Annotated in this window: 24 protein-coding genes; 12 read left to right on the top strand and 12 right to left on the bottom strand. The window is 68.8% G+C overall.

Features of this window, described 5'->3' with window-relative positions; translation table 11 throughout:
- The first annotated feature begins 208 nt into the window (after window positions 1–208).
- Window positions 209–2929: an ATP-dependent DNA helicase gene (locus tag E5A74_RS17835; RefSeq protein ID WP_135987112.1), complete on the top strand. Its 2721-nt coding sequence runs from the start codon at window positions 209–211 to the stop codon at window positions 2927–2929.
- Window positions 2926–3462, top strand: coding sequence for a SixA phosphatase family protein (locus E5A74_RS17830; RefSeq protein ID WP_135986988.1), 537 nt, complete (start codon window positions 2926–2928; stop codon window positions 3460–3462). Before E5A74_RS17835 ends, E5A74_RS17830 begins: the two co-directional genes overlap by 4 nt.
- On the opposite strand, the gene E5A74_RS17825 is transcribed toward E5A74_RS17830, so the two are convergent.
- The 5 genes from E5A74_RS17825 to rpmF all read right to left on the bottom strand — a co-directional run bounded on the left by E5A74_RS17825 (window position 3459) and on the right by rpmF (window position 6431).
- The gene (locus E5A74_RS17825) at window positions 3459–3800 is read right to left on the bottom strand and encodes a MerR family transcriptional regulator (protein ID WP_135986987.1); all 342 of its coding nucleotides are present in this window, start codon (window positions 3798–3800) and stop codon (window positions 3459–3461) included. The two genes, E5A74_RS17830 and E5A74_RS17825, sit on opposite strands and share 4 nt — an antisense overlap.
- A 7-nt stretch (window positions 3801–3807) precedes the next feature.
- Window positions 3808–4107 carry an integration host factor subunit alpha gene (locus tag E5A74_RS17820; RefSeq protein WP_135986986.1) on the bottom strand — a complete coding sequence of 100 codons (300 nt, stop codon included), beginning with the start codon at window positions 4105–4107 and terminating at the stop codon, window positions 3808–3810.
- Between the two features lie 115 nt (window positions 4108–4222).
- Window positions 4223–5194, bottom strand: coding sequence for a beta-ketoacyl-ACP synthase III (locus tag E5A74_RS17815; RefSeq protein ID WP_135986985.1), 972 nt, complete (start codon window positions 5192–5194; stop codon window positions 4223–4225).
- Window positions 5191–6222: a phosphate acyltransferase PlsX gene (plsX, locus tag E5A74_RS17810; RefSeq protein WP_135986984.1), complete on the bottom strand. Its 1032-nt coding sequence runs from the start codon at window positions 6220–6222 to the stop codon at window positions 5191–5193. The genes E5A74_RS17815 and plsX overlap by 4 nt, the downstream gene beginning before the upstream one ends.
- A gap of 29 nt (window positions 6223–6251) precedes the next feature.
- Window positions 6252–6431: a 50S ribosomal protein L32 gene (rpmF, locus tag E5A74_RS17805; RefSeq protein ID WP_135986983.1), complete on the bottom strand. Its 180-nt coding sequence runs from the start codon at window positions 6429–6431 to the stop codon at window positions 6252–6254.
- 191 nt (window positions 6432–6622) lie between these two features.
- Here rpmF and E5A74_RS17800 point away from each other — a divergent pair, with 191 nt between their 5' ends.
- Window positions 6623–7024: an MAPEG family protein gene (locus tag E5A74_RS17800; RefSeq protein ID WP_135986982.1), complete on the top strand. Its 402-nt coding sequence runs from the start codon at window positions 6623–6625 to the stop codon at window positions 7022–7024.
- An 8-nt stretch (window positions 7025–7032) separates the two neighbouring features.
- On the opposite strand, the gene E5A74_RS17795 is transcribed toward E5A74_RS17800, so the two are convergent.
- Window positions 7033–7692, bottom strand: coding sequence for an MBL fold metallo-hydrolase (locus tag E5A74_RS17795; RefSeq protein ID WP_135986981.1), 660 nt, complete (start codon window positions 7690–7692; stop codon window positions 7033–7035).
- A 36-nt stretch (window positions 7693–7728) separates the two neighbouring features.
- Here E5A74_RS17795 and pabB point away from each other — a divergent pair, with 36 nt between their 5' ends.
- From pabB to msrA, 3 genes are read left to right on the top strand one after another with little or no spacing between them, the layout of a single operon-like run.
- Window positions 7729–9537 carry an aminodeoxychorismate synthase component I gene (gene pabB / locus E5A74_RS17790; protein WP_240699872.1) on the top strand — a complete coding sequence of 603 codons (1809 nt, stop codon included), beginning with the start codon at window positions 7729–7731 and terminating at the stop codon, window positions 9535–9537.
- A gap of 34 nt (window positions 9538–9571) precedes the next feature.
- Window positions 9572–10771: a pyridoxal phosphate-dependent aminotransferase gene (locus E5A74_RS17785; RefSeq protein WP_135986980.1), complete on the top strand. Its 1200-nt coding sequence runs from the start codon at window positions 9572–9574 to the stop codon at window positions 10769–10771.
- Window positions 10772–10797: 26 nt separating this feature from the next.
- On the top strand, window positions 10798–11454 hold the full coding sequence (msrA, locus tag E5A74_RS17780; protein ID WP_135986979.1) for a peptide-methionine (S)-S-oxide reductase MsrA: 657 nt from the start codon (window positions 10798–10800) through the stop codon (window positions 11452–11454).
- 33 nt (window positions 11455–11487) lie between these two features.
- Here msrA and E5A74_RS17775 read toward each other — a convergent pair whose 3' ends face one another.
- Both E5A74_RS17775 and mgtE read right to left on the bottom strand, forming a co-directional pair.
- Window positions 11488–11889, bottom strand: coding sequence for a DUF1489 family protein (locus tag E5A74_RS17775; protein WP_135986978.1), 402 nt, complete (start codon window positions 11887–11889; stop codon window positions 11488–11490).
- 31 nt (window positions 11890–11920) lie between these two features.
- Entirely contained in the window at window positions 11921–13348 is a 1428-nt protein-coding gene (gene mgtE, locus E5A74_RS17770; RefSeq protein WP_135986977.1) for a magnesium transporter, read from the bottom strand.
- A 135-nt stretch (window positions 13349–13483) separates the two neighbouring features.
- On the opposite strand from mgtE, the gene E5A74_RS17765 reads away from it, so the two are divergent.
- Window positions 13484–13936 carry a peptidylprolyl isomerase gene (locus E5A74_RS17765; protein WP_135986976.1) on the top strand — a complete coding sequence of 151 codons (453 nt, stop codon included), beginning with the start codon at window positions 13484–13486 and terminating at the stop codon, window positions 13934–13936.
- Window positions 13937–14069: 133 nt separating this feature from the next.
- Here the strand turns inward: E5A74_RS17765 and E5A74_RS17760 are convergent, their stop codons facing one another.
- The gene (locus E5A74_RS17760) at window positions 14070–14960 is read right to left on the bottom strand and encodes a LysR substrate-binding domain-containing protein (protein WP_135986975.1); all 891 of its coding nucleotides are present in this window, start codon (window positions 14958–14960) and stop codon (window positions 14070–14072) included.
- A gap of 277 nt (window positions 14961–15237) precedes the next feature.
- Here E5A74_RS17760 and E5A74_RS17755 point away from each other — a divergent pair, with 277 nt between their 5' ends.
- Complete coding sequence (locus E5A74_RS17755; protein ID WP_208411827.1) at window positions 15238–17547, top strand: CDC48 family AAA ATPase; 2310 nt, start codon at window positions 15238–15240, stop codon at window positions 17545–17547.
- On the opposite strand, the gene E5A74_RS17750 is transcribed toward E5A74_RS17755, so the two are convergent.
- Together E5A74_RS17750 and E5A74_RS17745 are read right to left on the bottom strand one after the other, a co-directional pair.
- Window positions 17498–18808 (bottom strand): MFS transporter, encoded by a 1311-nt coding sequence (locus tag E5A74_RS17750; RefSeq protein ID WP_135986974.1) that lies wholly within the window; start codon window positions 18806–18808, stop codon window positions 17498–17500. The two genes, E5A74_RS17755 and E5A74_RS17750, sit on opposite strands and share 50 nt — an antisense overlap.
- On the bottom strand, window positions 18805–19125 hold the full coding sequence (locus E5A74_RS17745; protein ID WP_135986973.1) for an antibiotic biosynthesis monooxygenase family protein: 321 nt from the start codon (window positions 19123–19125) through the stop codon (window positions 18805–18807). Before E5A74_RS17745 ends, E5A74_RS17750 begins: the two co-directional genes overlap by 4 nt.
- Before the next feature lie 70 nt (window positions 19126–19195).
- Between E5A74_RS17745 and E5A74_RS17740 the strand changes: the two genes are divergently transcribed.
- The gene (locus tag E5A74_RS17740) at window positions 19196–19945 is read left to right on the top strand and encodes a sulfite exporter TauE/SafE family protein (RefSeq protein ID WP_135986972.1); all 750 of its coding nucleotides are present in this window, start codon (window positions 19196–19198) and stop codon (window positions 19943–19945) included.
- A gap of 3 nt (window positions 19946–19948) precedes the next feature.
- On the opposite strand, the gene E5A74_RS17735 is transcribed toward E5A74_RS17740, so the two are convergent.
- Window positions 19949–20884, bottom strand: a complete 936-nt coding sequence (locus E5A74_RS17735; protein WP_135986971.1) for a ribose-phosphate pyrophosphokinase — start codon at window positions 20882–20884, stop codon at window positions 19949–19951.
- A 77-nt stretch (window positions 20885–20961) separates the two neighbouring features.
- On the opposite strand from E5A74_RS17735, the gene E5A74_RS17730 reads away from it, so the two are divergent.
- From E5A74_RS17730 to E5A74_RS17720, 3 genes are all read left to right on the top strand, one after another.
- Window positions 20962–21492, top strand: a complete 531-nt coding sequence (locus E5A74_RS17730) for a YcxB family protein (RefSeq protein WP_135986970.1) — start codon at window positions 20962–20964, stop codon at window positions 21490–21492.
- Between the two features lie 9 nt (window positions 21493–21501).
- Window positions 21502–22830, top strand: coding sequence for a glutamate--tRNA ligase (gene gltX, locus E5A74_RS17725; protein ID WP_135986969.1), 1329 nt, complete (start codon window positions 21502–21504; stop codon window positions 22828–22830).
- 180 nt (window positions 22831–23010) lie between these two features.
- On the top strand, window positions 23011–23685 hold the full coding sequence (locus E5A74_RS17720; protein WP_135986968.1) for an energy transducer TonB: 675 nt from the start codon (window positions 23011–23013) through the stop codon (window positions 23683–23685).
- Window positions 23686–23717: the final 32 nt, after the last annotated feature.

Genomic DNA, 23717 nt, shown 5'->3' with positions numbered 1-23717 from the left:
TGCCCGCTGACGGGCAAACAGGAGAATGACGATGACCGAAGCCGTCCAGGCCGCTGCTGCGGCAACCAGCGTCTGCCGCTGCACCAACTGCACCTGCAAGGATTGCGGCTGCTGATGGCGATGGGCCGCATCCTTCGCGGATGCGGCCCGTTTCGCGCGCAAAAGCCCGTTTCCCTTTCGTTCCCGCGCGCCTATCACCGGCCGGGTGATCTCCCCGCTCCCCTATCCCGCGCTGCACGCGAGCCATGGCGGCATCTGGATCGCCACGGCGGAGGAGACACGCGCGGTCAGCCGCGGCGAGGCGATCCGGCTGGCGGCTGACACGCCGGTTATCCTGCTCAACGCGCCGCTGGTCGGGCAGCGGCTCGGCCATCCCGAGCTCAACGGGCTCGATCTGCTCGAGCTGTTCGCCTTTCTCCACCCCGCGCGCTTCATGGTGCCGACGCCGAAGGGGCTCGCCCGCGCCGCCGGGCTGGAGGTGCCGGCGAGCGATGCCGATATCGCCGGGTTCCTGCGCGACGCGGCGGCGGCGCTGCTGGCGACTCCCGACGGTGATTGGCCCGAGCGCGAGGGCGGGTGGAACGCGCTCCAGTCGCTGTTCCGGCTGCGCTGGCCATGGGCGCCGGCGCTGGGTGCGCGCATCGCGAAGCCCGGGCAGGCCGAGCGCTGGCTGTTCTCGAAGCTGCCCGAATGGGAAGAGCATCCGCCGCGGCCTGCGCCGCGCACGCTCACGCTGCCCGATAGCGACGTCGCCGAGCGGCTGGCGCGGCTGACCGGCAGCGGCGCCGAGCAGCGTCAGGGCCAGCGCGATTATGCCGCCGCCGCCGCGGGCGCCTTCGCGCCGCGCACGGTGCGCGATTCACCCAATCTGATTCTCGCCGAGGCGGGGACCGGAATCGGCAAGACGCTCGGCTATCTCGCCCCGGCCTCGCTCTGGGCCGAGCGTGCCGAGGGGCCGGTCTGGGTGTCGACCTTCACCAAGGCGCTCCAGCGTCAGCTCGCGCACGAAGGCGAGCGGCTGTTCCCCGATGCGGCGACGCGCAAGGCGAAGATCGTCACGCGCAAGGGACGCGAGAATTATCTCTGCCTGCTCAATCTCGAGGACGCGCTGCAGGGCGGGTTCGCCGGGCGCGCGGCGATCCTCGCGCAGCTCGTCGCGCGCTGGGCGGCGTACAGCGCCGATGGCGACATGATCGGCGGCGACCTGCCCGGCTGGCTGCCGACGCTGTTCCGCCGCAACGGCTCGACCGCGCTGACCGACCGGCGCGGCGAGTGCATCTATGCCGGCTGCCCGCACTACCGGAAATGCTTCATCGAACGGGCGGCGCGTGCCTCGGCGGACGCCGATATCGTCATCGCCAACCACGCGCTGGTGATGGTCAACGCCGCGCGCGGGCGCGAGACCGCGACGCGGCCGACGCGCTATGTGTTCGACGAGGGCCACCACCTGTTCGACGCCGCCGATGCGATGTTCTCGGCGGCGCTCACCGGGCAGGAGGCGATCGAGATACGGCGCTGGGTCACCGGCCCCGAATCGGGATCGCGCGGGCGGCGGCGCGGTCTCGCCGCGCGGCTTTCGGATGTCGCCAGCTATGACGAGGAAGGTGGCCGCGCGATCGCCGAGGCAGTCGACGCCGCGCGCGCGCTGCCGAGCGACGGCTGGCTCCAGCGGCTCAACGAAGGCGAGCCCTTCGGTCCGGTCGAGGCGCTGCTCGCCGCGGTGCGCGGGCTGGTCTATGCGCGCGACACCAATGGCTCGGGCGATGCCGGCTATGGGCTGGAGACCGAACTCGCCGAGCCCGATGCCGCGCTGGTCGAGGCCGCCGGGCCGGCGGGCGCCGCGCTCGACGCGCTGGTCCGCCCGCTGGTCGCGCTCGGCCGCCGGCTCGAGGCCGTGCTCGCCGATGCGCCCGATTGGATGGACGGCCCGGCACGTGCGCGAATCGAAGGCGCGATCGCGTCGCTCGGCTGGCGCACCGAGACCGTCGGCGCGTGGCTCGCGCTGATCGCGCGGATCGGCGGACCCGCCGACCCTGCTTTTGTCGATTGGCTCGCGGTCGATCGCGTCGAAGGGCGCGAATATGATGTCGGGTTGCACCGCCACTGGCTCGATCCCTCGAAACCTTTCGCCAAGACCGTGCTCGAGCCCGCGCACGGCGCGGTGATCACCTCGGCGACCTTGCGCGCCGGCGGCGACTGGGACGTCGCCGAGGCGCGCTCGGGCGCGGTCCATCTGCTGCGTCCCGCCCAGCGCTTCGTCGCCGAGAGCCCGTTCGATTATGCCGGTCAGGCCGAAGTGCTGATCGTCACCGACGTCAAGCGCGGCGACTTGCCCGCGCTCGCCAATGCCTATGCCCGGCTGATCGTCGCGGCGGAGGGCGGCACGCTCGGGCTGTTCACTGCGATTCGGCGGCTGCGCGCGGTCCATGCCCGGATCGCCGACCGGCTGGCGCGCGAAGGGCTGCCGCTGCTCGCCCAGCATGTCGATCCGATCGACACCGGCACGCTGGTCGACATCTTCCGCGACGATCCGCGCGCCTCGCTGCTCGGCACCGATGCGTTGCGCGACGGCGTCGACGTTCCCGGCCATTCGCTGCGGCTCGCGGTGATGGAGGGCGTGCCGTGGCCCAAGCCGAGCGTGCTCCACGCCGCGCGGCGCCTCGCCGGGGGCGGCACCGCCTATGACGATCGCATCGTCCGCGCGCGGCTGGCGCAGGCGTTCGGCCGGCTGATTCGCCGCGCCGACGATCGCGGCACCTTCGTGCTGCTGTCCGCCGCGACACCGTCGCGATTGCTCGACGCCTTTCCGCCCGGCACGCCGGTCGCGCGGGTGACGCTCGACGAGGCGGTCGCACGAGTCCGGCTTCCCCTCGCGGCGCGGTTGCGGCATGGAGCCACCGCCACCGCCTCAGAGTTCGGGGACGCATGAAGACGCTCACGCTGCTGCGCCACGCCAAATCGGGGTGGGACGATCCGGTCGCCCGCGATTTCGATCGGCCGTTGAATCCCAAGGGCCAGCGCGCCGCGGCGATGGTCGGGCGTCACATGAAGGCGCTGGGGCTGGCCTTCGATCATGTCGTCGCCTCGCCGGCGACGCGCGTCGCCGAGACGCTCGATCATGTCCGGCAGGGCTATGGGGACGATCTCGCGCCGGTCTGGGATCAGCGCATCTATCTCGCCTCGACCGCCACCTTGCTCGACGTCGTCCATGATCTTCCCGTCGGCGCGGAGCATGTGCTGCTGGCGGGGCACAATCCCGGGCTCGAGGAGCTCGTCCTGCTGCTGGTCCCCGATGGCGCCGCGCTGCGCGACGAAGTCGAGATCAAGTTCCCGACCGCGACGCTGGCCGAGATGACGTTCGAGACCGCCGCATGGGATGGCGTGAAAGCCGGCAAGGGCACGCTGACGCGCTTCGTGCGGCCGCGCGATCTCGATCCAAGCCTCGGACCCGATACGCCCTAGCCGCCGTCTTCTTCGAGCGCCTTGACCAGCGCGGCGCGGATCGCGCGGAACTCCTCCGCGCTCGATTTCGCGCTCGTCGCCTTGCTCGCCTTCTCGTCGGCAAGCAGCTTCTGGACGCCGCGGATCGTATAGCCCTCATCGGCGAGAAGGTGGTGGATGCGGCGCACCAGCGCGACGTCATCGGGCCGATAATAGCGGCGATTGCCGGCCCGGGTCAGCGGGCGCAGCTGCGGGAAACGCGTTTCCCAATAGCGCAATATATGTTGGGGTCGGCCTATTTCCTGCGCGAGTTCGCCAATCGTGCGGAGGGCGCCTGCCGCCTTCTCCGCCGGAGGCATTGCGCTATCAGCCGCCCGCCACGATGCGATCGCGCATCATCTGGCTGGCCCTGAAGGTGAGCACCCGGCGCGGCGCGATCGGCACTTCGACGCCGGTCTTGGGGTTGCGCCCGACGCGCTCGCCCTTGTCGCGGAGGATGAAGCTGCCGAAGCCCGAGATCTTGACGTTCTCGCCGTTCGACAGCGCTTCGCACATATGATGGAGGATCTGCTCGACGAGGCGGGCGGCGTCGGCGCGCGACAGGCCGACTTCGCGATGCAGCGATTCGGCCAAATCTGCCCTGGTCAGCGTGCCCGCAACCGGCATGTCCGCATGTCCCCCAAGTTAACCTGTGTTGAAACTCGACCCTAACAGATTGTCTTCGCCTCGCAAACCCGAACGTTCCAGGATGGAAACGACTCGGCGATCGTTCTGACACATATCAGAAACGTACGACCGCTGCACCCCAGGTAAATCCTCCACCCATCGCCTCGAGAACGATGAGGTCGCCTTGCTTGATTCGCCCGTCGCGAACCGCGGTGTCGAGCGCGAGCGGCACCGAAGCCGCCGAGGTGTTGGCATGCTCGTCGACGGTCACGACGACTTTTTCGGGGGCGAGCCCGAGCTTGCGCGCAGTGGCGTCGAGGATTCGGGCATTGGCCTGGTGGGGCACCACCCAATCGACCTCACCGGCCTGCATCCCCGCGGCGGCGAGCGATTCCTCCATCACCGCGGCGAGATTGACCACGGCGTGGCGGAACACCTCGCGGCCCTTCATGCGCAGCTTGCCGACGGTGCCGGTGGTCGAGGGGCCGCCATCGACATAGAGCAGGTCGTTGTGGCGGCCATCGGCGTGGAGGCGGGTGGCTAGGATGCCGCGGCCGCTCGTCTCGTCGCTTTCCTGCGCCTCGAGGACGATCGCGCCGGCGCCGTCGCCGAACAGCACGCAGGTCGCGCGGTCTTCCCAGTCGAGGATGCGGCTGAAGGTCTCGGCACCGATCACGAGCGCACGCTTGTGCGCGCCGGCGCGGATCATCGAATCGGCGACCTGCACCGCGTAGAGAAAGCCCGAGCACACCGCGGCGACGTCGAACGCGACGCAGTCGTTGATGCCGAGCGCGGTCTGTACCCGGGTGGCGCTGGCCGGGAAGGTCTGATCGGGAGTCGCGGTGGCGAGGACGATCAGGTCGATCGCCGAGGCTGCGATCCCCGCCGATTCGAGCGCGGCGCGCGCGGCGCCGGTGGCCAGCGTGCTGGTCGATTCGTCGTCAGCGGCGATGTGGCGGAAGCGGATCCCGGTGCGCTCGACGATCCATTCGTCCGACGTGTCGACGCGCTCGGCGAGTTCCGCGTTCGAAACGCGCTTCGCCGGCAGGAACGAGCCGGTACCGATAATCACCGAACGGAGTGTCACGCAGCCTTTGCCTCGAAATTCCCGAGATCCTCGGCGATTCGCCGATTGAGATCGTCGCGCAGCATCTTCGCCGCGAAACCGATCGCGGTGTCTACGCCGAGTTCGTTCGCGCTGCCATGGCTCTTCACGACGATGCCGTTGAGCCCGAGGAAGATCGCGCCATTGTGATTGTTGGGATCGAGATGGGTGCGCAGCAGCTCGGTCGCCGGCTTCGAGATCAGGAAGCCGATCTTCGAGCGGGTCGAGCTGGAAAAGGCGCGCTTGAGCAGATCCGCGACGAAGCGCGCGGTGCCCTCGATCGTCTTGAGCGCGATGTTGCCGGCGAAGCCATCGCAGACGATCACGTCGACATCGCCGCGCGACAGCCGGTTGCCTTCGATGAAGCCCTTGAAGTCGAGCCGCAGATGCTTGGCGGCGCGCAGCTCGGCGGCGGCCTCGCGAATCTCGCCGGTGCCCTTCATCTCCTCGGTGCCGATGTTGAGCAGGGCGACACGCGGGCTTTCGAGGTCGAGCGCGATTCGCGCATAGGCGGCGCCCATCACTGCGAACTGGATGAGGTTCTGCGCGTCGACCTCGGTATTGGCGCCGAGATCGAGCATCACCGTGTCGTTCTCGCCGAGCGTCGGAATCAGCGCGGCGAGCGCGGGGCGGTCGATGCCGGGCATGGTGCGCAGCGACAGCTTGGCCATCGCCATCAGCGCGCCGGTATTGCCCGAAGACACAGCGGCGCCGGCGCGGCCTTTCTTCACCTGATCGATGGCGATTCCCATCGAGGTGGTCTTGGCGCGTCGAATCGCGGCGCTCGGCTTTTCCTCGGACGCGACGACGCCTTCCGCGTGGACGATCTCCGACGCGGCGGTGAGATTCGGGTGATTCTTCAGACCCTCGCGGATCTGCGCCTCATCGCCGACGAGGATGAATTCCATCCCCTCGAAGCGACGACGCGCGCGTGCGACGCCGGCGAGCATGACCGCGATCCCTTCGTCGCCGCCCATGGCGTCGACGGCGATTCGCATGGGAGTGGTCATGCCGGTATGCCCCGGGTCGCGCGCGTGGCTCAGCCCTCGGTGGAGAGGATTTCGCGGCCGTTATAATGGCCGCACGCCGTGCACAGGTTGTGCGGGCGCTTCAGTTCGCCGCAGTTCGGGCATTCCTGGAATGCATCGACCGTGAGCGCATCGTGCGCCCGGCGCATGCCACGCCGCGACGGCGAGGTCTTTCTCTTGGGAACGGCCATTCAGGCACCTTTATTCGAAAACACGTGAATCAGGTCGCGATACGCCCGCATCCTTGTTCGGGCAAGCGACGGTTAGGCCGGCTGCCCGCCGGACCAACGGGGCAGGTCACGAAGCGAGGCCGCGCGTATACCGATTCTTGCCCGAGTTGCAAGGGCGTGCCACGGTCGACCGATCCAAAAGGGGGTCACGCATGTTTTTCCTGCCCATCGCACTGGTCACCGCGGGCGCCGCCGCATTGCTCAACTTCTGGCTCGGGCTGCGCGTCAGCCGGCTGCGCATCTCCGAGAAGATTCTCGTCGGCGACGGCGGCAATCCCAGGATGATCGCGCGGATGCGCGCGCATCTCAACTTTGCCGAATATGCGCCGCTGGTGCTGATCCTGATCGCGCTGATCGAGCTCGCACGCGGCACCCAGGCGTGGCTGTGGGGCGTCGCCGCCCTGTTCATCATCAGCCGCATCCTCCACGCCTTCGGGATGGACGGGTGGCGGCTCGGCCGGATGATCGGGATCGCGATCACCATGCTGACGATGCTCGGCCTCGCCGGCTATGCGGTCTATCTCGGCTATACCGGCCTCAACCCGATGCGCTGAGCTGCGCCCTACCGGGCCAGCACCGAATCGGCGACGAAGGGATTGGTCCGGCGCTCGTGCGCGAAATTGCTCGGCTGGCCATGGCCGGGGACGAATACCGTGTCGCCGCCCAGCGGCCAGAGCTTGCCGGTGATCGCGTCGATCAGGTCCTGATGGTTGCCCTTCGGGAAATCGGTGCGGCCGATCGATCCCTGGAACAGCACGTCGCCGACGATCGCCAGCTTCGACGGCGCGTGGTGGAAGACGACATGGCCGGGCGTGTGGCCGGGGCAATGATAGACGTCGAGCGTGAGATCGCCGACGACCACCTGGTCGCCGTCGACCAGCCAGCGCCCCGATTCGAACGGCACGCCGCGCACGCCATATTTGCGCCCGTCCTCCTCGAGCCGGTCGATCCAGAAGCGATCGGCCTCGTGCGGCCCCTCGATCCCGACGTCGAGCTCGGCGGCGAACTCGCCGGCGAGCCCGCAATGGTCGATATGGCCATGGGTGATCAGGATCTTCTCGATCGTCACCTGATGCTGCGCCGCCGCCGCGCGCAGCCGGTCGAGGTCGCCGCCGGGATCGACAAAGGCGCCGCGCATCGTCCGCGTGCACCAGATCAGGCTGCAATTCTGCTGGAGCGGCGTGACCGGCACGATCGCCACGCGCATCGGGGGATTGGACATGGCCGGCAGATAGGCGGCCGGCCGAGCCGCAGCAACATGGGCTTGCCGCGGCGCGCCGCCGGCGGCATGCGCCATGCGATGGCGCTGCCTTCCTCTCCTTTCGTGCTGCTCGACGACGCCCGCCCCGGCGGCGCGCCGGCACGGCTCTATGCCGATCCGGTCGAGATCGTCCGCGCCGATACGCCCGGGCAGGTCCGGCCGGCGCTCGCGGCGCTGCGCGCGGCGCGCGGCCGCGGCCTCGATGCGGCAGGCTATCTCCGCTACGAGGCGGCCGCAGGGCTCGAGCCCAGGCTGGCGGATCTCGCCGCGCCGGGGCCCTTGCTGTGGTTCGGGCTGTTCGAAGGGCATCGCGAGGTCGCGCTCGACGAGGTGCTGCCCGATCCGGCCGGGGCCTGGGCGGGCCGCCCGCGGCCGTTGATCGAGCAGCGTGTCTATGCCGAGCGCTTCGCGCAGGTCGCCGAGCTGATCGCCGCGGGCGACATTTATCAGGCCAACCTCACCTTCCGCGCCGAAGTGGCGACCGCGGGATCGCCGGCTGGGGTCTATGCGCTGCTGCGTTCCCGCGCCGCGGCGGGCTATGGCGCGATGATCGCCACCGGCGCGGAATGGCTGCTGTCCTTCTCGCCCGAGCTGTTCTTCGGGCTCGAGGGCGGCATGCTCTCGGCGCGGCCGATGAAGGGCACGGCGGTGCGCGATGCCGATCCGGCGCGCGACGCCGCGCTTGCCGAGGCGCTGCGGGAGGATCCCAAGCAGCGCGCCGAGAATCTGATGATCGTCGATCTGCTGCGCAACGATCTCAGCCGCGTCGCGCGCCCGGGCAGCGTCGCGGTGCCCCGGCTCTTCCATGTCGAGCATTACCCCACCGTCCATCAGATGGTGTCCGAGATCCGCGCCGGGATCGCCGCGGACCATGATGCGATCGACGCGCTGGCCGCGCTCTTCCCCTGCGGCTCGATCACCGGGGCGCCCAAGCTGCGCGCGATGGCGGTCATCGCGGAGACCGAGGATGCGCCGCGCGGCCTCTATACCGGTGCGATCGGCCGGCTCGATGCGACCGGCGACGCGATGTTCAACGTCGCGATCCGCACCCTGTCGCTCGCAAGGGGCGACTCGACCGCGCTTTTGGGGCTAGGGTCGGGCGTGGTTGCCGATTCGGACCCGGAGCAGGAATGGCAGGAATGCCTCGCCAAGGGCGCCTTCGTGACGGCGGGTGAGCGCGTGTTCGACCTGATCGAGACGATGCGCTTCGATCCGATGGACGGCATTCCGCTGCTCGAGCGCCATCTTACCCGGATGAAGCACAGCGCCGAGACCTTCGGCTTCGCGTTCGATCGCCATTCGGTGCGCAACGAGCTCCAGGCCGCGACCTTCCGGCTGCGGGGCGCGTCGAAGGTGCGGCTGCTGCTCGGCCCGTCGGGGGCGATTTCGATCGGGATCAGCCCGCTGCCCGATCCGCCCGCCCAGCCGGTGGAGGCGGCGATCACATCCCGCAAAGTCGCGCCGGACGACTTTCGCCTCGCGCACAAGACCAGCCGGCGCGGCTTCTATGATCGCGCGCGCTCCGCTTCGGGGGCGTGGGAGGTCCTGTTCACCGACGAGGAGGGCTTCCTCACCGAGGGCAGCTTCACCAATATCTTCGTCGAGCGCGGCGCGGTGCTGCTCACGCCGCCGCTCGGCCGCGGGCTGCTGCCGGGCGTGCTGCGCGCCGATCTGATCGCCAGCGGCCGGGCGATCGAGCGCGACCTTCGGCCCGAGGATCTTGCCGAGGGTTTTCTGCTCGGCAATGCGCTGCGTGGACTCGTATCCGCCGTTACAGTTGCGGAACGCGCGGACGGCGCCCTATAGGCGCGGCCATTCCCTCCCGGAAAGGCCAGGACCCATGCAGACCTCCGCCGCGCTCCAGCGCATCCAGCCCTCGGCGACGCTCGCGATGACGAGCCGCGTGTTCGAGCTGAAGCGGCAGGGGATCGACGTGATCGGCCTCGGCGCCGGCGAGCCCGATTTCGACACCCCCGATTTCGTCAAGGAAGCGGCGATCGAGGCGATCCGCGCGGGCAAGACCAAATATACCAATGTCGACGGCACCCCCGAGCTCAAGCAGGCGATCGTCGCCAAATATGCGCGCGACAACGGCCTGACCTATGCCGAGAACCAGATCAGCGTGAACTCGGGCGGCAAGCACACGCTGTTCAATGCCTTTTGCGCGACGATCGACGCCGGCGACGAGGTCGTCATCCCCGCGCCCTATTGGGTGAGCTATCCCGACGTGGTCGAGTTCGCCGGGGGCAAGCCGGTGTTCATCGCGGCGGGCGCCGACCAGAACTACAAGATCCGCCCCGACCAGCTCGAGGCGGCGATCACCGCAAAGACCAAATGGGTCGTGCTCAACTCGCCGTCGAACCCGACCGGCGCCGCCTACACCACCGCCGAATTGAAGGCGCTCGGCGAAGTGCTCGAGAAGCACCCGCATGTGCTGATCTATGCCGACGACATGTACGAGCACATCCTCTACGACGGCTTCGAGTTCGCGACGATCGCGCAGGTCTGCCCGTCGCTGTTCGATCGCACGCTCACCGCCAATGGCGTGTCCAAGGCCTATGCGATGACCGGTTGGCGGATCGGCTACGCGGGCGGGCCCGCCTGGCTGATCAAGGCGATGGGCAAGCTCCAGTCCCAGTCGACCTCGAACCCGTGCAGCATCTCGCAGGCGGCTTCGGTCGCCGCGCTCAACGGAGACCAGAGCTTCCTCAAGGAGCGCGTCACGGCGTTCCAGGGGCGCCGCGATCTCGTCGTGTCGATGCTCAACCAGATCAACGGCATGACCTGCCCGCGGCCCGAGGGCGCCTTCTACGTCTATCCCGAGTTTTCGGGGCTGATCGGCAAGACCACGCCCAAGGGTCTCAAGATCACCAATGACGAGGAGATGGTCGGCTATCTGCTCGACGATGCCCGCGTCGCAGCGGTGCACGGCGCGGCATTCGGCTTCTCGCCGGCGCTGCGGATCAGCTACGCGACGTCGGACGATCTGCTGCGCGAAGCGTGCGAGCGCATCCAGACCGCCTGCGCGGCCTTGCGCTGAGGCCGACAAAGGCCGATCTTGCGGCCATGCTGAAATGGGTCCTTCCCGCCGGTCTCGCCGCGGTCGTGCTGCTGCCGCTGGCGAGCGCTGCGCCGGTCGTCGAGCGCGCCGTGCCGATTCCGCCGCCGGCCGACGATATCAAGGCCGGCAAGGGCGAGCAGGTCGCGGTGCTTGCCGGCGGCTGCTTCTGGGGAATGGAGGCGGTCTTCCAATCGGTGAAGGGCGTGCATTCGGTGACCAGCGGCTTTGCCGGGGGCACCGCGCAGACCGCCAGCTACCGGCAGGTGTCGACCGAGCGGACCGGACATGCCGAGGCGGTGCGGATCGTCTATGATCCGCGCAAGGTCAGCTACGGGACGCTGCTGCGCATCTTCTTCTCGGTCGCGCACGATCCGACCCAGCACAACCGCCAGGGTCCCGATGTCGGCCCCAGCTATCGCTCGGCGATCTTCCCGCAGGACGATACGCAGAAGCGCGTCGCGACCGGCTATATCGCGCAGCTCGGCAAGAGCGGGGCGTGGAAGAAGCCGATCGTCACGAAGATCGAGAGCGGCGCCTTCTATCCGGCCGAGGCCAAGCACCAGGACTTTTTCTGGCGCAACCCGACGCATCCCTACATCGTGCGCTGGGACAAGCCCAAGGTCGCGGCGTTCCGCAACGCATACCCGCAACTGGCGAATTGATTCCCGGTCCTCCCCACAAGGGGGAGGACGGCGCTAGAGCAATCCCATCGCCGCGAGTTCGCCGACCAGCGCCGGCGGCATGTCGGCGACGCCGGACCCCGCCTCGCCGAGATCGACCGGCGCGTCCTTGCCCTCGAGATAGCGCCAGCCCTGATGCGCGCGCTTGGGCCGCGCCTGGACGAGGATCAGCGTCGGCTCGAGATAGATCGCGACGCGATTGCCCTCGGCCTCGCCGAAGCCGAGGATCGGCGAGCGGCCGATCAGCTGGTGCTTGATGATCCAGAACAGCGAGCCGCCGACGATCTCGTCGTGCCGCTTGGGCAGGTAGCGCGTGGTGAGGAAGGCCGGCAGATGCGCGGCCTTGAGCGCGAGGCGCTCCTGCAGATACTCGATGCTGTCGCAGCCATAGGCGACCTTGGTCAGATGTAGCGGCACGGGTGCAATCTGGTGTCGGCCCGGTCGCCGATCAACCGACCAGCCCGCTCATCGTGGCGAGGCCGAGAAAGGCGAGGAAGCCCATCGAATCGGTGACCATAGTCACGAAGATCGACGAGGCGACCGCGGGATCCTGGCGGAAGCGTTCGAGCGCCACCGGCACCAGCACCCCGGCGAGCCCCGCGATCAGGATGTTGGCGAGCATCGCCGCGGCGATGACGAGCGGCAGCGCGCCGTTGCTCGACAGATCGGAGATCACCACGCCGAGAAGCCCGACGGCGATGCCGATCGCGGTCGCCACGGTGACTCCATTGAGCACCGCGATCGAGATCTCGCGGCGGATCGTACGAATCGTGTTCGATTGGGTGAGCTGGTTGGTCGCGAGCGCGCGCACCGTCACAGCCAACGTCTGGGTGCCGGCGTTGCCGCCGACTCCCGCGACGATCGGCATCAGCGCGGCGAGCACGGCCTTTTGCGCGATCGTCGCGTCGAAGAAGAACACGATCGTCGCCGGCACCATCGCGGTGATCAGATTGGTGATCAGCCAGCGCACCCGGCCTTTGTAGCTGTCGAACAGCGGCTCGTTGATGTCGCCTTCGCCGGCGCCCGACAGGCGGAGGATGTCCTCGCCCGCTTCCTCGGAGATGATGTGGACGACGTCGTCGACCGTGATCATCCCGACCAGCCGGCCGCTGGCATCGACCACCGCGGCCGAGATCAGCGCGTATTTCTGGAAGCGCAGCGCGACTTCCTCCTGGTCCATGTCGACCGGGATCAGCGTCTGCTCGCGCTTCATCACGTCGGACATCGAGACCGCGCGCGGGGTGCGCAGGATCCACGACAGCGCGCAGGTGCCGACCGGATGGTGCGCCGGATCGACGACGAAGATCTCCCAGAAGTCGGTCGCCAGCTCGTCGTGCCCGCGCAGATAATCGAGCACGTCGCCGACGGTCCAATGCTCGGGCACCGCGATCAGCTCGCGCTGCATCAGGCGCCCGGCGGTCTCTTCCGGGTAGGACAGCGCTTCCTCGATCGCGGCGCGGTCGTCGGGGTCGAGCGCGCGAAGCACCTCGCGCTGGTCCTCGACGTCCATGTCCTCGATGATCGCGACAGCGTCGTCGGTATCGAGCTCGGCGGCGATGTCGGCGACCTGGTGCGGCTCGAGCGCGTCGACCAGCGCCTCGCGCACCCAGTCGTTCATCTCGGCGAGCACGTCGCCGTCGATCAGGTCGCTGATCGCCGCGGCGAGCGCCGGACGCAGCTCGGCGGGGGTCAGCTCGACGAGATCGGCGATGTCGGCGGGATGGAGCGGGGCGACGCGGGCATGCGCGGTCTCGGCGTCGCCGGCCTCGACTGCCTCGAGCACCGCGCTGACGAACTCGGGCTTGAGCCGATCGTCCTCGTCGAGCTCGCTTTCGGGCGGCTGCTGCGCCTCGGGATGCAGTTCGGTCTCGCTCATCGTCCGACCTCCCTGTCGTGCCCGGTCGCGCCGCTCCTAACGCGGCCTTGCGCCCCTGCCAATGCGGCGCGCGAGTTGCAAGCCGCTCGCAACACGCCTAGTTGCGCCGGCAAACCGATTTTGATGGAGTAACCTATGTCGGAACCCAGCACGCTCGTCCTCACCCTCGATACCGGCGACGTCCGCATCAAGCTGCGCCCCGATCTCGCGCCGCAGCACGTCGCGCGCATCGCCAAGCTCGCCGACGAGGGCTTCTATGACGGCGTGGTCTTCCACCGGGTGATCGATGGTTTCATGGCGCAGGGCGGCGACCCGTCGGGCACTGGCATGGGCGGCTCGAAGGAGCCCAATCTGCCGCAGGAATTCAACGCCGAGCCGCATGTCCGCGGCGTCTGCTCGATGGCGCGCACCAACGATCCGAACAGCGCCAATTCGCAGTTCTTCATCTGCCTCGACGACGCGACTTTCCTCGACCGCCAGTACACGGTGTGGGGTGAAGTGGTCGAAGGCATGGAGAATGTCGACGCGCTTCCCAAGGGCGAGCCGCCGCGCAACCCCGGCAAGATCGTCAAGGCGCGCACGGAGTAAAATCCTCCCCGGGACGGGGAGGTGGCAGCGCGCAGCGCTGACGGAGGGGGAGCGCCTCAAGGAATCTCGCTGGTGGAGAGCCCCCTCCACCAGCCTGCGGCTGGTCCCCCTCCCCGTGCCGGGGAGGATCGGGTCAGGCCCGGTCGGCGCCGAGCGCCTCGATCAGCCAGTCGTGGAAGATCTTGACCGGCCGCTGCGCCAGCGCGCGCGGCCGGCAGACGAACCAATAGCTGTAATGGCTCTCGACGGTGAGGTCGAAGAGCTGGACGAGCCGCTCGTCGCGCGCCGCCTCGAAATGCGATTCGAGCATGAAGGCGACGCCGAGCCCCTGCGCCGCGGCCTCGAGCATCAAATTGCCCGAATCGAAATGGTCGATCGCCAGCGGCTCGAGATCGGGGAAGCCCGCCGCGGCGCGCCACGCGGTGAAGGTCTCGGGCATGTCGCGATGGACCAGCGCGGTGAGCCGGGTCAGCTGCTCGGGCCGGGTGACCGGATCGGGTCCGTCGAGCAGCGCGCGCGAGCCGATGACGTGGACGCGGTTGCGGTCGAGCCGCCGCGAATAGAAGCCCGGATCGATGTCGCGCGCGATCACGATCGCCGCGTCGAGCCCGTCGCCGAGCCGAGCGAGGCCATAGCCCGCGGTATCGACGTCGAGATGAAATTCGGGATGCCGGCGCTTGAGCTCGGGCAGCCGCGGCAGCAGCTGCTGGGTCGCATAGAGCGGCAGCACGCCGAGGCGGAGACGGAGCAGCTCGCCGCCGCTGGTCATCGTCTCGACCGCGTCGGTCATCGCGTCGAGCGCGGGGGCGATCATGCCGAGCAGGCGATCGCCATCGTCGTTGAGCCGCAGCGCCTGATGGCGCCGCTCGAACAGCGGCTTGCCGATGAAGCGCTCGAGCGCTTGCACGCGCCGGCTCAGCGCGGGCGACGACAGCGCGAGCTCCTCGGCAGCGGCCTTGATCGAGCCGAGCCGCGCGACCTGGACGAACGCTTCGATCGCCGTGAGAGGGGGTAGCCGTCGCATCGTTCTTTCTTGTGCAGTGCGTCACGCGATTTGTCGAGCGCTGTCACGCAGGTCCGAGCCATGCTTACCAGAGCAGCACCTTACATTCGGTAACGCAGTGATTGCAATTCATGCAACTTCCATACGTATATTTCGCACTTGCACAAAACTATGCCGCACTGCACATAGAGCAGGCCTTTCAGGCATCCTCTCCTAAAACTTTCCAAGGCGGGCTTCGGCCCGCCATTTTTTTTGCCCCTCTCGCGGCACGGAATCCGCGCTCCTATGTTCCGCCCTCATGCCTGAGGGGAATGACGACGTGGCGGACGACGAATCGAGGGGGCGCAAGCTCCAGGTTGCCAATAGCCGGCCCGAGGACAGCGGTCGCGGCCTCGCGCACATCCCGCGCACCTTGATGGCAGCGCTGGGCATCACCGAAGGCGATGTCATCGAGATCATCGGCAAGCGTGCCACCCCGGCGCGGGCGGTGCTTCCCTATACCGAGGACGAAGGGCTCGAGCTGCTGCGTATCGACGGGCTCCAGCGCGCCAATGCCGGCGTCGGCTCGGGCGATTTCGTCGAGGTGCACAAGGCCGCGTCCAAGCCCGCGACGCGTGTCGTGTTCGCGCCGGCGCAGGCCAATCTCCGCCTTCAGGGCTCGGCGCAGGCGCTCCAGCGCACCTTTTACGGCCGGCCGCTCGCGCAGGGCGACATCGTCGCCACCGCGGGGCATCATCGCGTCGTCGATCCCAATGTCCAGCGCTGGGTCAACGCGCCGGCCTATGCGCTGCAGGAGATCCGCCTCGCGGTGGTCGCGGCGACGCCCAAGGGGATCGTCCATATCGACGAGAATACCGAGGTCGAGCTGCGCCCCGAATATGAGGAGGCCTCGGAGAGCCGCCGCGCCGACGTCACTTATGACGATATCGGCGGCATGGCCGCGACGATCGACCAGCTCCGTGAGATGGTCGAATTGCCTTTGCGCTATCCCGAACTGTTCCAGCGCCTCGGCGTCGATCCGCCCAAGGGCGTGCTGCTCCATGGTCCGCCCGGCACCGGCAAGACCCGGCTGGCGCGCGCGGTCGCGAACGAGAGCGACGCCACCTTCCATCTGATCAATGGCCCCGAGATCATGGGCTCGGCCTATGGCGAGTCCGAGAGCCGGCTGCGTCAGGTGTTCGAGGAAGCCGCCAAGTCGGCGCCGTCGATCGTGTTCATCGACGAGATCGATTCGATCGCGCCCAAGCGCGGCCAGGTCTCGGGCGAGGCCGAGAAGCGCCTCGTCGCCCAGCTGCTCACGCTGATGGACGGGCTCGAAGCCCGCGCCAACATCGTCGTGATCGCCGCGACCAACCGGCCCGAGGCGATCGACGAGGCGCTGCGTCGTCCCGGCCGGTTCGACCGCGAGATCGTCGTCGGCGTACCGGACGATCGCGGCCGGCGCGAGATCCTCGGCATCCACACGCGCGGCATGCCGCTCGGCGACCGTGTCGATCTCGCCGAGCTGGCGCGCACCACCTATGGTTTCGTCGGTGCCGATCTCGCAGCGCTCACGCGTGAGGCGGCGATCGAGGCGGTGCGGCGGCTGATGCCGCGGCTCAACCTCGAGGATCGCACGATTCCCGCCGAGGTGCTCGACACGCTGTCGGTCACCCGCGAGGATTTCCTCGAGGCATTGAAGCGCGTCCAGCCTTCGGCGATGCGCGAGGTCATGGTCGAGGCGCCACAGGTCCGCTGGGAGGATGTCGGCGGGCTCGATGATGCGCAGATGCGCCTCAAGGAAGGCGTCGAGCTGCCGCTCAAGGATCCCGACGCGTTCCGCCGGCTCGGCATCCGCCCGGCCAAGGGCTTCCTGCTCTACGGGCCGCCGGGCACCGGGAAGACGCTGCTCGCCAAGGCTGTCGCGCGCGAGGCGGAGGCGAACTTCATCGCCACCAAGTCGAGCGACCTGCTCAGCAAATGGTATGGCGAGAGCGAGCAGCAGATCGCCCGGCTGTTCGCGCGTGCGCGCCAGGTCGCGCCCTGCGTGATCTTCATCGACGAGCTCGACAGCCTCGTCCCCGCGCGCGGGGGTGGGTTGGGCGAGCCGCAGGCGACCGAGCGCGTGGTCAACACGATCCTCGCCGAGATGGATGGGCTCGAGGAGCTCCAGTCAGTGGTGCTGATCGGCGCGACCAACCGCCCCAATCTGGTCGATCCGGCGCTGCTCCGTCCGGGACGCTTCGACGAGCTGATCTATGTCGCGGTGCCCGATCGGCCGGGTCGCGAGCGGATCCTGCGGATCCAGACGCAGAAGATGCCGCTCGCCGGCGACGTCGATCTCGGCGCGATCGCCGAGCAGACGCCGCGCTACACCGGCGCCGATCTCGAGGATGTCGTGCGCCGCGCCGGTCTCGTCGCGCTGCGCGAATCGCTCGACACGCGCGAAGTGACGATGGCGCATTTCGAAGCGGCGCTGGCCGATTCGCGCGCCACGGTCACGGTCGAGATGGAGCAGGAATACGAGGCGATGTCGGGCCGGCTCAAGCAGCAGGCCTCGGCGATCCAGCCGCTCGGCTTCATCGCGCCGGGGATGCTCCAGGGCCGGGGACCGAAGGGCGCAGATTGAGCCAGGCGTAAACCAGCAGGCAGGCGAGCGCGGCGGCTGCGGTCAGATAGGGCATCGGCCGCCACAGCTCGTACATCCCGACGCCCAGCGACGGCCCGAGCACGAAGGCGGCGCCGTTGATCGAAGTGACCTTGCCCGCCACCGAGCCCTGCGCCTCGGGGCCGACCGCGAGCGACGAGCCCGCGGTGTAGCCGGGTCGCGCCAGCCCCATGCCGAGCGAGGTCAATGCATAGCCGAGCGCGATGCCGTAGAGCGAAGTCGCGCCCGCGATCGCGACGCAGCCGGCCATGCCGAGCGCCGCGCCGCTCAGGATCAGCGCGCGCGGCTTGAGGTCGAGCAGCGGGATCAGCCCCCATTGGGCGAGCAGCGCCGAGCCCGCGCCCATCATCAGCACCAGTCCGGTCGGCTGAAGCGCGTCGATCGGCGCGAGGCCGAGCCGGTCGATGATCAGGAAGCCGATCGCCTGCCCGGTCATCGCCTGGGCGTGCCCGACGACCAGCCCGCTGATCATCCATGCGCGCACCCGCGCGTCGAAATAGCCGACCTTCTCGCTCGTCGAGGCGGTCGCCGCGGTCACCGCCGCGCCGGTGCCCTGCCCGCCGATCGACGGGTAGCTGACCGCCGCGCCATGGGCATAGCCTTCGTCTCTCGGCAGCAGCCGCAGCACTGCGATCCAGATCACCGCGCCGATCGCCGCGGCGACGAAGGCGGGGCCGGCGAGCCCGATCTCGGGACCGCCGGGCCAGAGATGGCCGAGCACCAGATAGGGCGCGAGCGCGGGGCCGAGGATCGTGCCCAGCCCGAACGCCGAGGCGAGCAGGGTGAGCGCGCGGGTGCGCTCCTCGCGGCTGGTGCGGCCGGCGACGATCGCCTGCACCGCCGGCGGCGCCGCCGAGCCGAAGCTCCCATAGATCACCCGGCCGATGATGAAGGCGACGAAGGTCGCGATCGGCCCGAGCACGCCGTTGATCCCGAGCGCGAGGAAGATTCCGCAGAGCAGCAGCGAGACGGTGAACCCGGCGACGCCGAGCAGCACCATCGCGCGGCGGCCATGGCGGTCCGATCGGTTGGCCCAATAGGGCGCGGCGATCACCCAGAGCAGCGCCGAGACCGAGAACACCGCCGCCACCGCGCTGTCGGCGGCGCCCAGCGAGCGGCCGAGCGCGGGGAGTACCGATTGCAGCGCGGTGTTGCCCGCCGCGATCGCGAGCATCACGGTGAAGAGCAGCGCGAAGGTGCGGTCGAAGCCGCCGATCTTCATTCGCGCGACCAGCTATAGCTGCGGCCGATATCGGCGACGTGGAGCTTGTACCATTTGTACCAGCGCCCGCGCCCGGCCTCGCGCGTCGCGGCATGCTCGGGATGCTTGCGCCACGCGATCGCGCTCGCCTCGTCGGCCCAATAGCTGAGCGTGATGCCGAGCCCGTTCGCGGAGACGCTGTCGATCCCGCGATAGCCGGGCTGCTCGGCGGCGAGCCGGTCCATCGCGTCGGCGGCGGCGGCGTAACCCTCGGCATCGTCGCCGGTGCGCTCCGAGACGAACAGCACCACCAGCTGCCCCGTGCGGTCTTCTGCCATACGCGCCTCCCCAGTTGCATGTCCGATAGGCACTTTGGCAGCCCGCGCAAACCCGCTACCGGCGGGGACGATGATCCTCGACTGGCATTTCTACGCGCTCGCCATCCCCGCCGTGATCCTGCTCGGCCTCGCCAAGGGCGGGTTCGCCGGGATGGGCGCGCTGTCGCTGCCGATGCTCACCTTCGCGATCGATCCGGTGCGCGCCGCGGCGATCCTGCTGCCGATCCTGATCGCGCAGGATCTGGTTGGCGTCTGGGCGTTCCGCCGCACCGTCGCGGGGAAGCTGCTCCTCTGGATGATGCCCGGCGCGGTCCTCGGCATCTGGCTCGGCTATGCCTTTGCCGCGCGCGTCCCGCCGCTTGGCGTCATGGCGGCGGTCGGGACCATCTCGATACTATTCGGCGCGTGGCGCCTGTGGGGCGCGCGCCGCGCCGTCCCCGGCGAGGCGGCGCGCTGGCCGCTCTGGGTCGGCTCGGTGTTCGGAATCGTCTCGGGCTTCACCAGCCAGATCGCGCATGCCGGGCAACCGCCCTTCCAGCTCTGGGTGCTGCCGCGCAAGCTCGACCGCGACGTGCTGATCGGCACCACGGCGATCTTCTTCGCCGCGATCAACTGGATCAAGGTGCCCGCTTATGCCGCGCTGGGCCAGTTCACCCGCGCCAATCTGCTGACCGCCGCGGCGCTGCTGCCGCTGGCGCTGGCCTCGACGCTGGCCGGCGTGTGGCTGGTCCGCCGCATCGCCCCCGATCGCTTCTACACGGCGATCTACTGGCTGATGATCGCGGTCGGCGCGGCGTTGGTGTGGGAAGCGCTCGCCTGACGCTCAGTCGAACAGCGACGAGACCGAGCTCTCGTCGGCGATGCGCTTGATCGCCTCGGCGAGGAGCGGCGCGATCGTCAGGTGGCGGACCTTGCTGCTCTCGGCGATCACCGCGTGGTTGCCGATCGAATCGGTGATCACCAGCTCGCTCAGCGCCGAGCCGTCGACTCGCGCCACCGCGCCGCCCGACAGCACGCCATGGGTGCAATAGGCGACCACGTCCTCGGCGCCCGCGGCGCGCAGCGCCGCGGCGGCGTTGCAGAGCGTGCCTGCCGAATCGACGATGTCGTCGATCAGGATGCAGAAGCGGCCCTCGACCTGGCCGATGATGTTCATCACCTCGGATTCGCCCGCGCGCTCGCGGCGCTTGTCGACGATCGCCAGCGGCGCGTTGTCGAGCCTTTTGGCGAGCGCGCGCGCGCGCACGACGCCGCCGACGTCGGGTGACACCACCATCCACTGCTTGCCGGGGAAGCGGGTGTGGATGTCGGACGACATCACCGGCGCGCCGAAGAGATTGTCGGTCGGGATGTCGAAAAAGCCCTGGATCTGCCCGGCGTGCAGATCGACCGAGAGCACGCGGTTGGCGCCCGCGGTGGTGATCAGATTGGCGACGAGCTTGGCCGAGATCGGCGTGCGCGGGCCGGGCTTCCGGTCCTGCCGGGCATAGCCGAAATAGGGGAGCACCGCGGTGATCCGCTTGGCCGATGCGCGGCGCAGCGCATCGATCATGATCAGCAATTCCATCAGATTGTCGTTGGCCGGATAGCTGGTCGACTGGAGCACGAACACGTCCTCGCCGCGGACATTCTCGAGGATCTCGACGAAGATCTCCTCGTCGGCGAAGCGGCGGACATTGGCCTGGGTCAGCGGAATCTCGAGATAGTCCGCGATCGCGCTGGCAAGCGGCATGTTCGAATTGCCGGCCATCAATTTCATTTTTGTGTCTCCGCTGCCCGTTGCCGCCTCCTTAGTCAGCCGATACGCCTTGGGGAAGACCGGGAAAGAGAGGGGATATGCCGGGGACCGTCACATTTCTGCCGAGCGAGGCGGACTATATCTCAGCCAGCCGCGCCAATTATCGTTGCCAGTTGCGGACCATAGCCGTGTGGCGCCGGCTTTTGATCGTATCCGCGGTTGTCGGCGGGCTGGTCGCGGCCGGGCTATGGGCGCTCGACGGAGATCCGGTCGAAGCGCTCCTCACTGGAATCGCGGCCGGAGCCTGCGGATTTCTCGCCGCACCGGTCAGCCTCTGGATCAATTACCGGCGCTTGCCGCGCCAGTTCGGCCGTCTGTTCCGCCAGCAACGCCCGCTGCATGGCGAGCAGACCCTGACTTGGGATGAGTCGCGCCTGCATTGGCAGGGCCCCGGCTTCACCATGGATACCGCTTGGGGCGACTATTATCGCTGGCATGAATCGCGCGACGAATTCCTGCTCTTCCTCAACGAGCGGATGCCGCAATTCATTCCGCGTGCCGCGATGAATGCCGAGCAGGCGGCCGATCTCCATGCCACGCTGGTGGCGCATGGCCCGCCACGCCGCTAAGGGCGGCCGATGACGGTCACCACCCGCTTCGCCCCCAGCCCGACGGGTACGCTCCATGTCGGCAATCTGCGCACCGCGCTCCACAACTGGATGTTCGCCAAGGCCAATGGCGGGCGCTTCCTGCTGCGCATCGACGATACCGATCGCGCGCGCTCGGAAGAGCGCCATGTCGAGTCGATCCGCGCCGATCTCGCATGGCTCGGGCTCGTCCCCGATGGCGAGGAGCGCCAGTCGGCGCGCTTCGATCGCTACGCGGCGCGCTTCGCCGATCTCGTCGCCGCCGGCCGCATCTATCCGGCGTACGAGACCGCGCAGGAGCTCGAGCTCAAGCGCAAGGTGTTGCTCGGCCGCGGGCTGCCGCCGGTCTATGATCGCGCCGCGCTGTCGCTGACCGATGCCGACCGGGCGAAGCTGGAGGCCGAGGGCATCCGCCCGCACTGGCGCTTCAGGCTCGATCACGGCGCCCCGCTCGAATGGGACGACCTGATCCGCGGCCACCAGCGCTTCGACCCGAAGACGATGAGCGATCCGGTGATCCGTCGCGCCGACGGCTCGTGGCTCTATCTCTTCCCCTCGGTGGTCGACGATATCGATATGGGCGTAACTCATGTCGTGCGCGGCGAGGACCATGTCTCGAACACCGCCACCCAGCTGCAGATGTTCGCGGCGCTCGGCGCCGTGCCGCCCGCCTTCGCGCACGAGGCGCTGCTCACCGGCAGCGAGGGCAAGCTGTCGAAGCGGCTCGGCTCGCTCGGCGTCGATCACTTCCGCGATGCCGGGATCGAGCCGCAGGCGCTGATTTCGCTGCTCGCGCGGATCGGCACCAGCTTGTCCGTAGAGCCCCATGTCGACCCGGCGCCGCTGATCGCGCATTTCGACTTCGCCCGTTTCGGCCGCGCCCCGGCGCGGTTCGACGAGACCGAGCTCGCCCAGCTCAACGCGCGCATCATCCATCAGCTCGGCTTCGACGCGGTTGCCGCCCGGCTCCCCGACGGCATGACGTCAGGCGCGTGGGAGGCGATCCGCCCCAACCTCGCCACGATCGCCGAGGCCGCCGACTGGTGGCAGGTGGTCGAAGGGCCGATCGACCCCGCAGAACTCTCGGGCGAGGACCGCGCCTATCTCGCCCAGGCGGCGGCGACGGCGGCGGCGATCGACTGGTCGGCCGATCCGTGGCACGCGCTCACCGGCGCGCTCAAGGAAGCGACCGGCCGCAAAGGCAAGCCGCTCTTCCTGCCGCTGCGACTCGCGCTCACCGGGCGCCCGCACGGCCCCGACATGGCGGCGTTGCTCCCGCTGATCGGCCGCGATCGCACGCTCGCCAGGCTGCGCGGCTGAGTATACCCCCGTCCCGGCGAAGGCCGGGATCTCCCCCGGTGCGCCGTCTGCGCCCCGTCGACAAACCCGGCCTTTCGCCGGATGGCGGCCGTCGCGCAGGAACCTGTTTACGAATGATATGTTACGTTGTATCATCACTAAAACCGGCAAAGACCGGCAACAGGAGATGGAGAGCAACTTATGTATGCCGAACATCGCTATGCCCCGGCCCAGTCGCGTGCGGTCAGCCTCGGCGGCGCCCTGCTGATCAACGGCGCGCTGATCGCCGGGCTGATCTTCTCCGCCCCCCATGTCATCTCGAAGGGCCCCGAAGGCGGAATCAAGGTCATCGACATCTTCGATCCGCCGGCGCCGCCACCCGACGAGATCAAGCCGGAGCCCAAACCGCAGCCGAATGACGCGCGGGTCCCCGAGCCCACGGCACCCCGGCCCGAGGTGCCGACCGAGTCGGACAACCCGCTCAAGGTCGGTCCGGTGATCGACGGTCCGATCCTGCCGCCCTTGCCGCAGCCATCCGGTAATGGCGATGGCGGCGCGGTCGTCGAGCCGGCGCCGCCATTGCCGGCCCTGATCGCCGCCGAGCAGGATCCGCGCTTCCTCAAGGACTTCCAGCCCGGCTATCCCTCCGTCGAGCTGCGCGCCCAGCGCGACGGCCTCGTCCGCATCCGGGTGCTGATCGGAACCGACGGCCGGGTGAAGGCCGCCGAGCAGGTCAGCGCGACCAGCGACGCCTTTTTCGAAGCCACCCGTCGCCAGGCGCTGTCGAAATGGCGCTTCAAGCCGGCGGCGCGCGGCGGCGTGCCGCAGGAGAGCTGGAAAGTGATGAACGTGCGGTTCCGGATCGAGGATCAGTGACCGGCTCGGCCGGCCGCGATGCGGCCGGCCTG

Origin of the sequence: Sphingomonas naasensis (genome assembly GCF_004792695.1) — a bacterium.
Lineage (GTDB): Bacteria > Pseudomonadota > Alphaproteobacteria > Sphingomonadales > Sphingomonadaceae > Sphingomonas > Sphingomonas naasensis.
The sequence above is the reverse complement of the archived record's forward strand: the minus strand, read 5'-3'. Positions and strand labels throughout refer to the sequence as shown.

Coding starts and splice junctions, on each gene's coding strand:
- plsX (WP_135986984.1), bottom strand. CDS start 6,222: ATGACCACTCCCATGCGAATCGCCGTCGACGCCATGGGCGGCGACGAA.
- E5A74_RS17760 (WP_135986975.1), bottom strand. CDS start 14,960: ATGCGACGGCTACCCCCTCTCACGGCGATCGAAGCGTTCGTCCAGGTC.
- E5A74_RS17745 (WP_135986973.1), bottom strand. CDS start 19,125: ATGGCAGAAGACCGCACGGGGCAGCTGGTGGTGCTGTTCGTCTCGGAG.
- gltX (WP_135986969.1), top strand. CDS start 21,502: ATGACGGTCACCACCCGCTTCGCCCCCAGCCCGACGGGTACGCTCCAT.
- pabB (WP_240699872.1), top strand. CDS start 7,729: ATGGGCTTGCCGCGGCGCGCCGCCGGCGGCATGCGCCATGCGATGGCG.
- mgtE (WP_135986977.1), bottom strand. CDS start 13,348: ATGAGCGAGACCGAACTGCATCCCGAGGCGCAGCAGCCGCCCGAAAGC.
- E5A74_RS17830 (WP_135986988.1), top strand. CDS start 2,926: ATGAAGACGCTCACGCTGCTGCGCCACGCCAAATCGGGGTGGGACGAT.
- E5A74_RS17765 (WP_135986976.1), top strand. CDS start 13,484: ATGTCGGAACCCAGCACGCTCGTCCTCACCCTCGATACCGGCGACGTC.
- E5A74_RS17795 (WP_135986981.1), bottom strand. CDS start 7,692: ATGTCCAATCCCCCGATGCGCGTGGCGATCGTGCCGGTCACGCCGCTC.
- E5A74_RS17750 (WP_135986974.1), bottom strand. CDS start 18,808: ATGAAGATCGGCGGCTTCGACCGCACCTTCGCGCTGCTCTTCACCGTG.
- E5A74_RS17785 (WP_135986980.1), top strand. CDS start 9,572: ATGCAGACCTCCGCCGCGCTCCAGCGCATCCAGCCCTCGGCGACGCTC.
- E5A74_RS17820 (WP_135986986.1), bottom strand. CDS start 4,107: ATGCCGGTTGCGGGCACGCTGACCAGGGCAGATTTGGCCGAATCGCTG.
- msrA (WP_135986979.1), top strand. CDS start 10,798: ATGCTGAAATGGGTCCTTCCCGCCGGTCTCGCCGCGGTCGTGCTGCTG.
- E5A74_RS17755 (WP_208411827.1), top strand. CDS start 15,238: ATGCCTGAGGGGAATGACGACGTGGCGGACGACGAATCGAGGGGGCGC.
- rpmF (WP_135986983.1), bottom strand. CDS start 6,431: ATGGCCGTTCCCAAGAGAAAGACCTCGCCGTCGCGGCGTGGCATGCGC.
- E5A74_RS17740 (WP_135986972.1), top strand. CDS start 19,196: ATGATCCTCGACTGGCATTTCTACGCGCTCGCCATCCCCGCCGTGATC.
- E5A74_RS17730 (WP_135986970.1), top strand. CDS start 20,962: ATGCCGGGGACCGTCACATTTCTGCCGAGCGAGGCGGACTATATCTCA.
- E5A74_RS17720 (WP_135986968.1), top strand. CDS start 23,011: ATGTATGCCGAACATCGCTATGCCCCGGCCCAGTCGCGTGCGGTCAGC.
- E5A74_RS17825 (WP_135986987.1), bottom strand. CDS start 3,800: ATGCCTCCGGCGGAGAAGGCGGCAGGCGCCCTCCGCACGATTGGCGAA.
- E5A74_RS17735 (WP_135986971.1), bottom strand. CDS start 20,884: ATGAAATTGATGGCCGGCAATTCGAACATGCCGCTTGCCAGCGCGATC.
- E5A74_RS17800 (WP_135986982.1), top strand. CDS start 6,623: ATGTTTTTCCTGCCCATCGCACTGGTCACCGCGGGCGCCGCCGCATTG.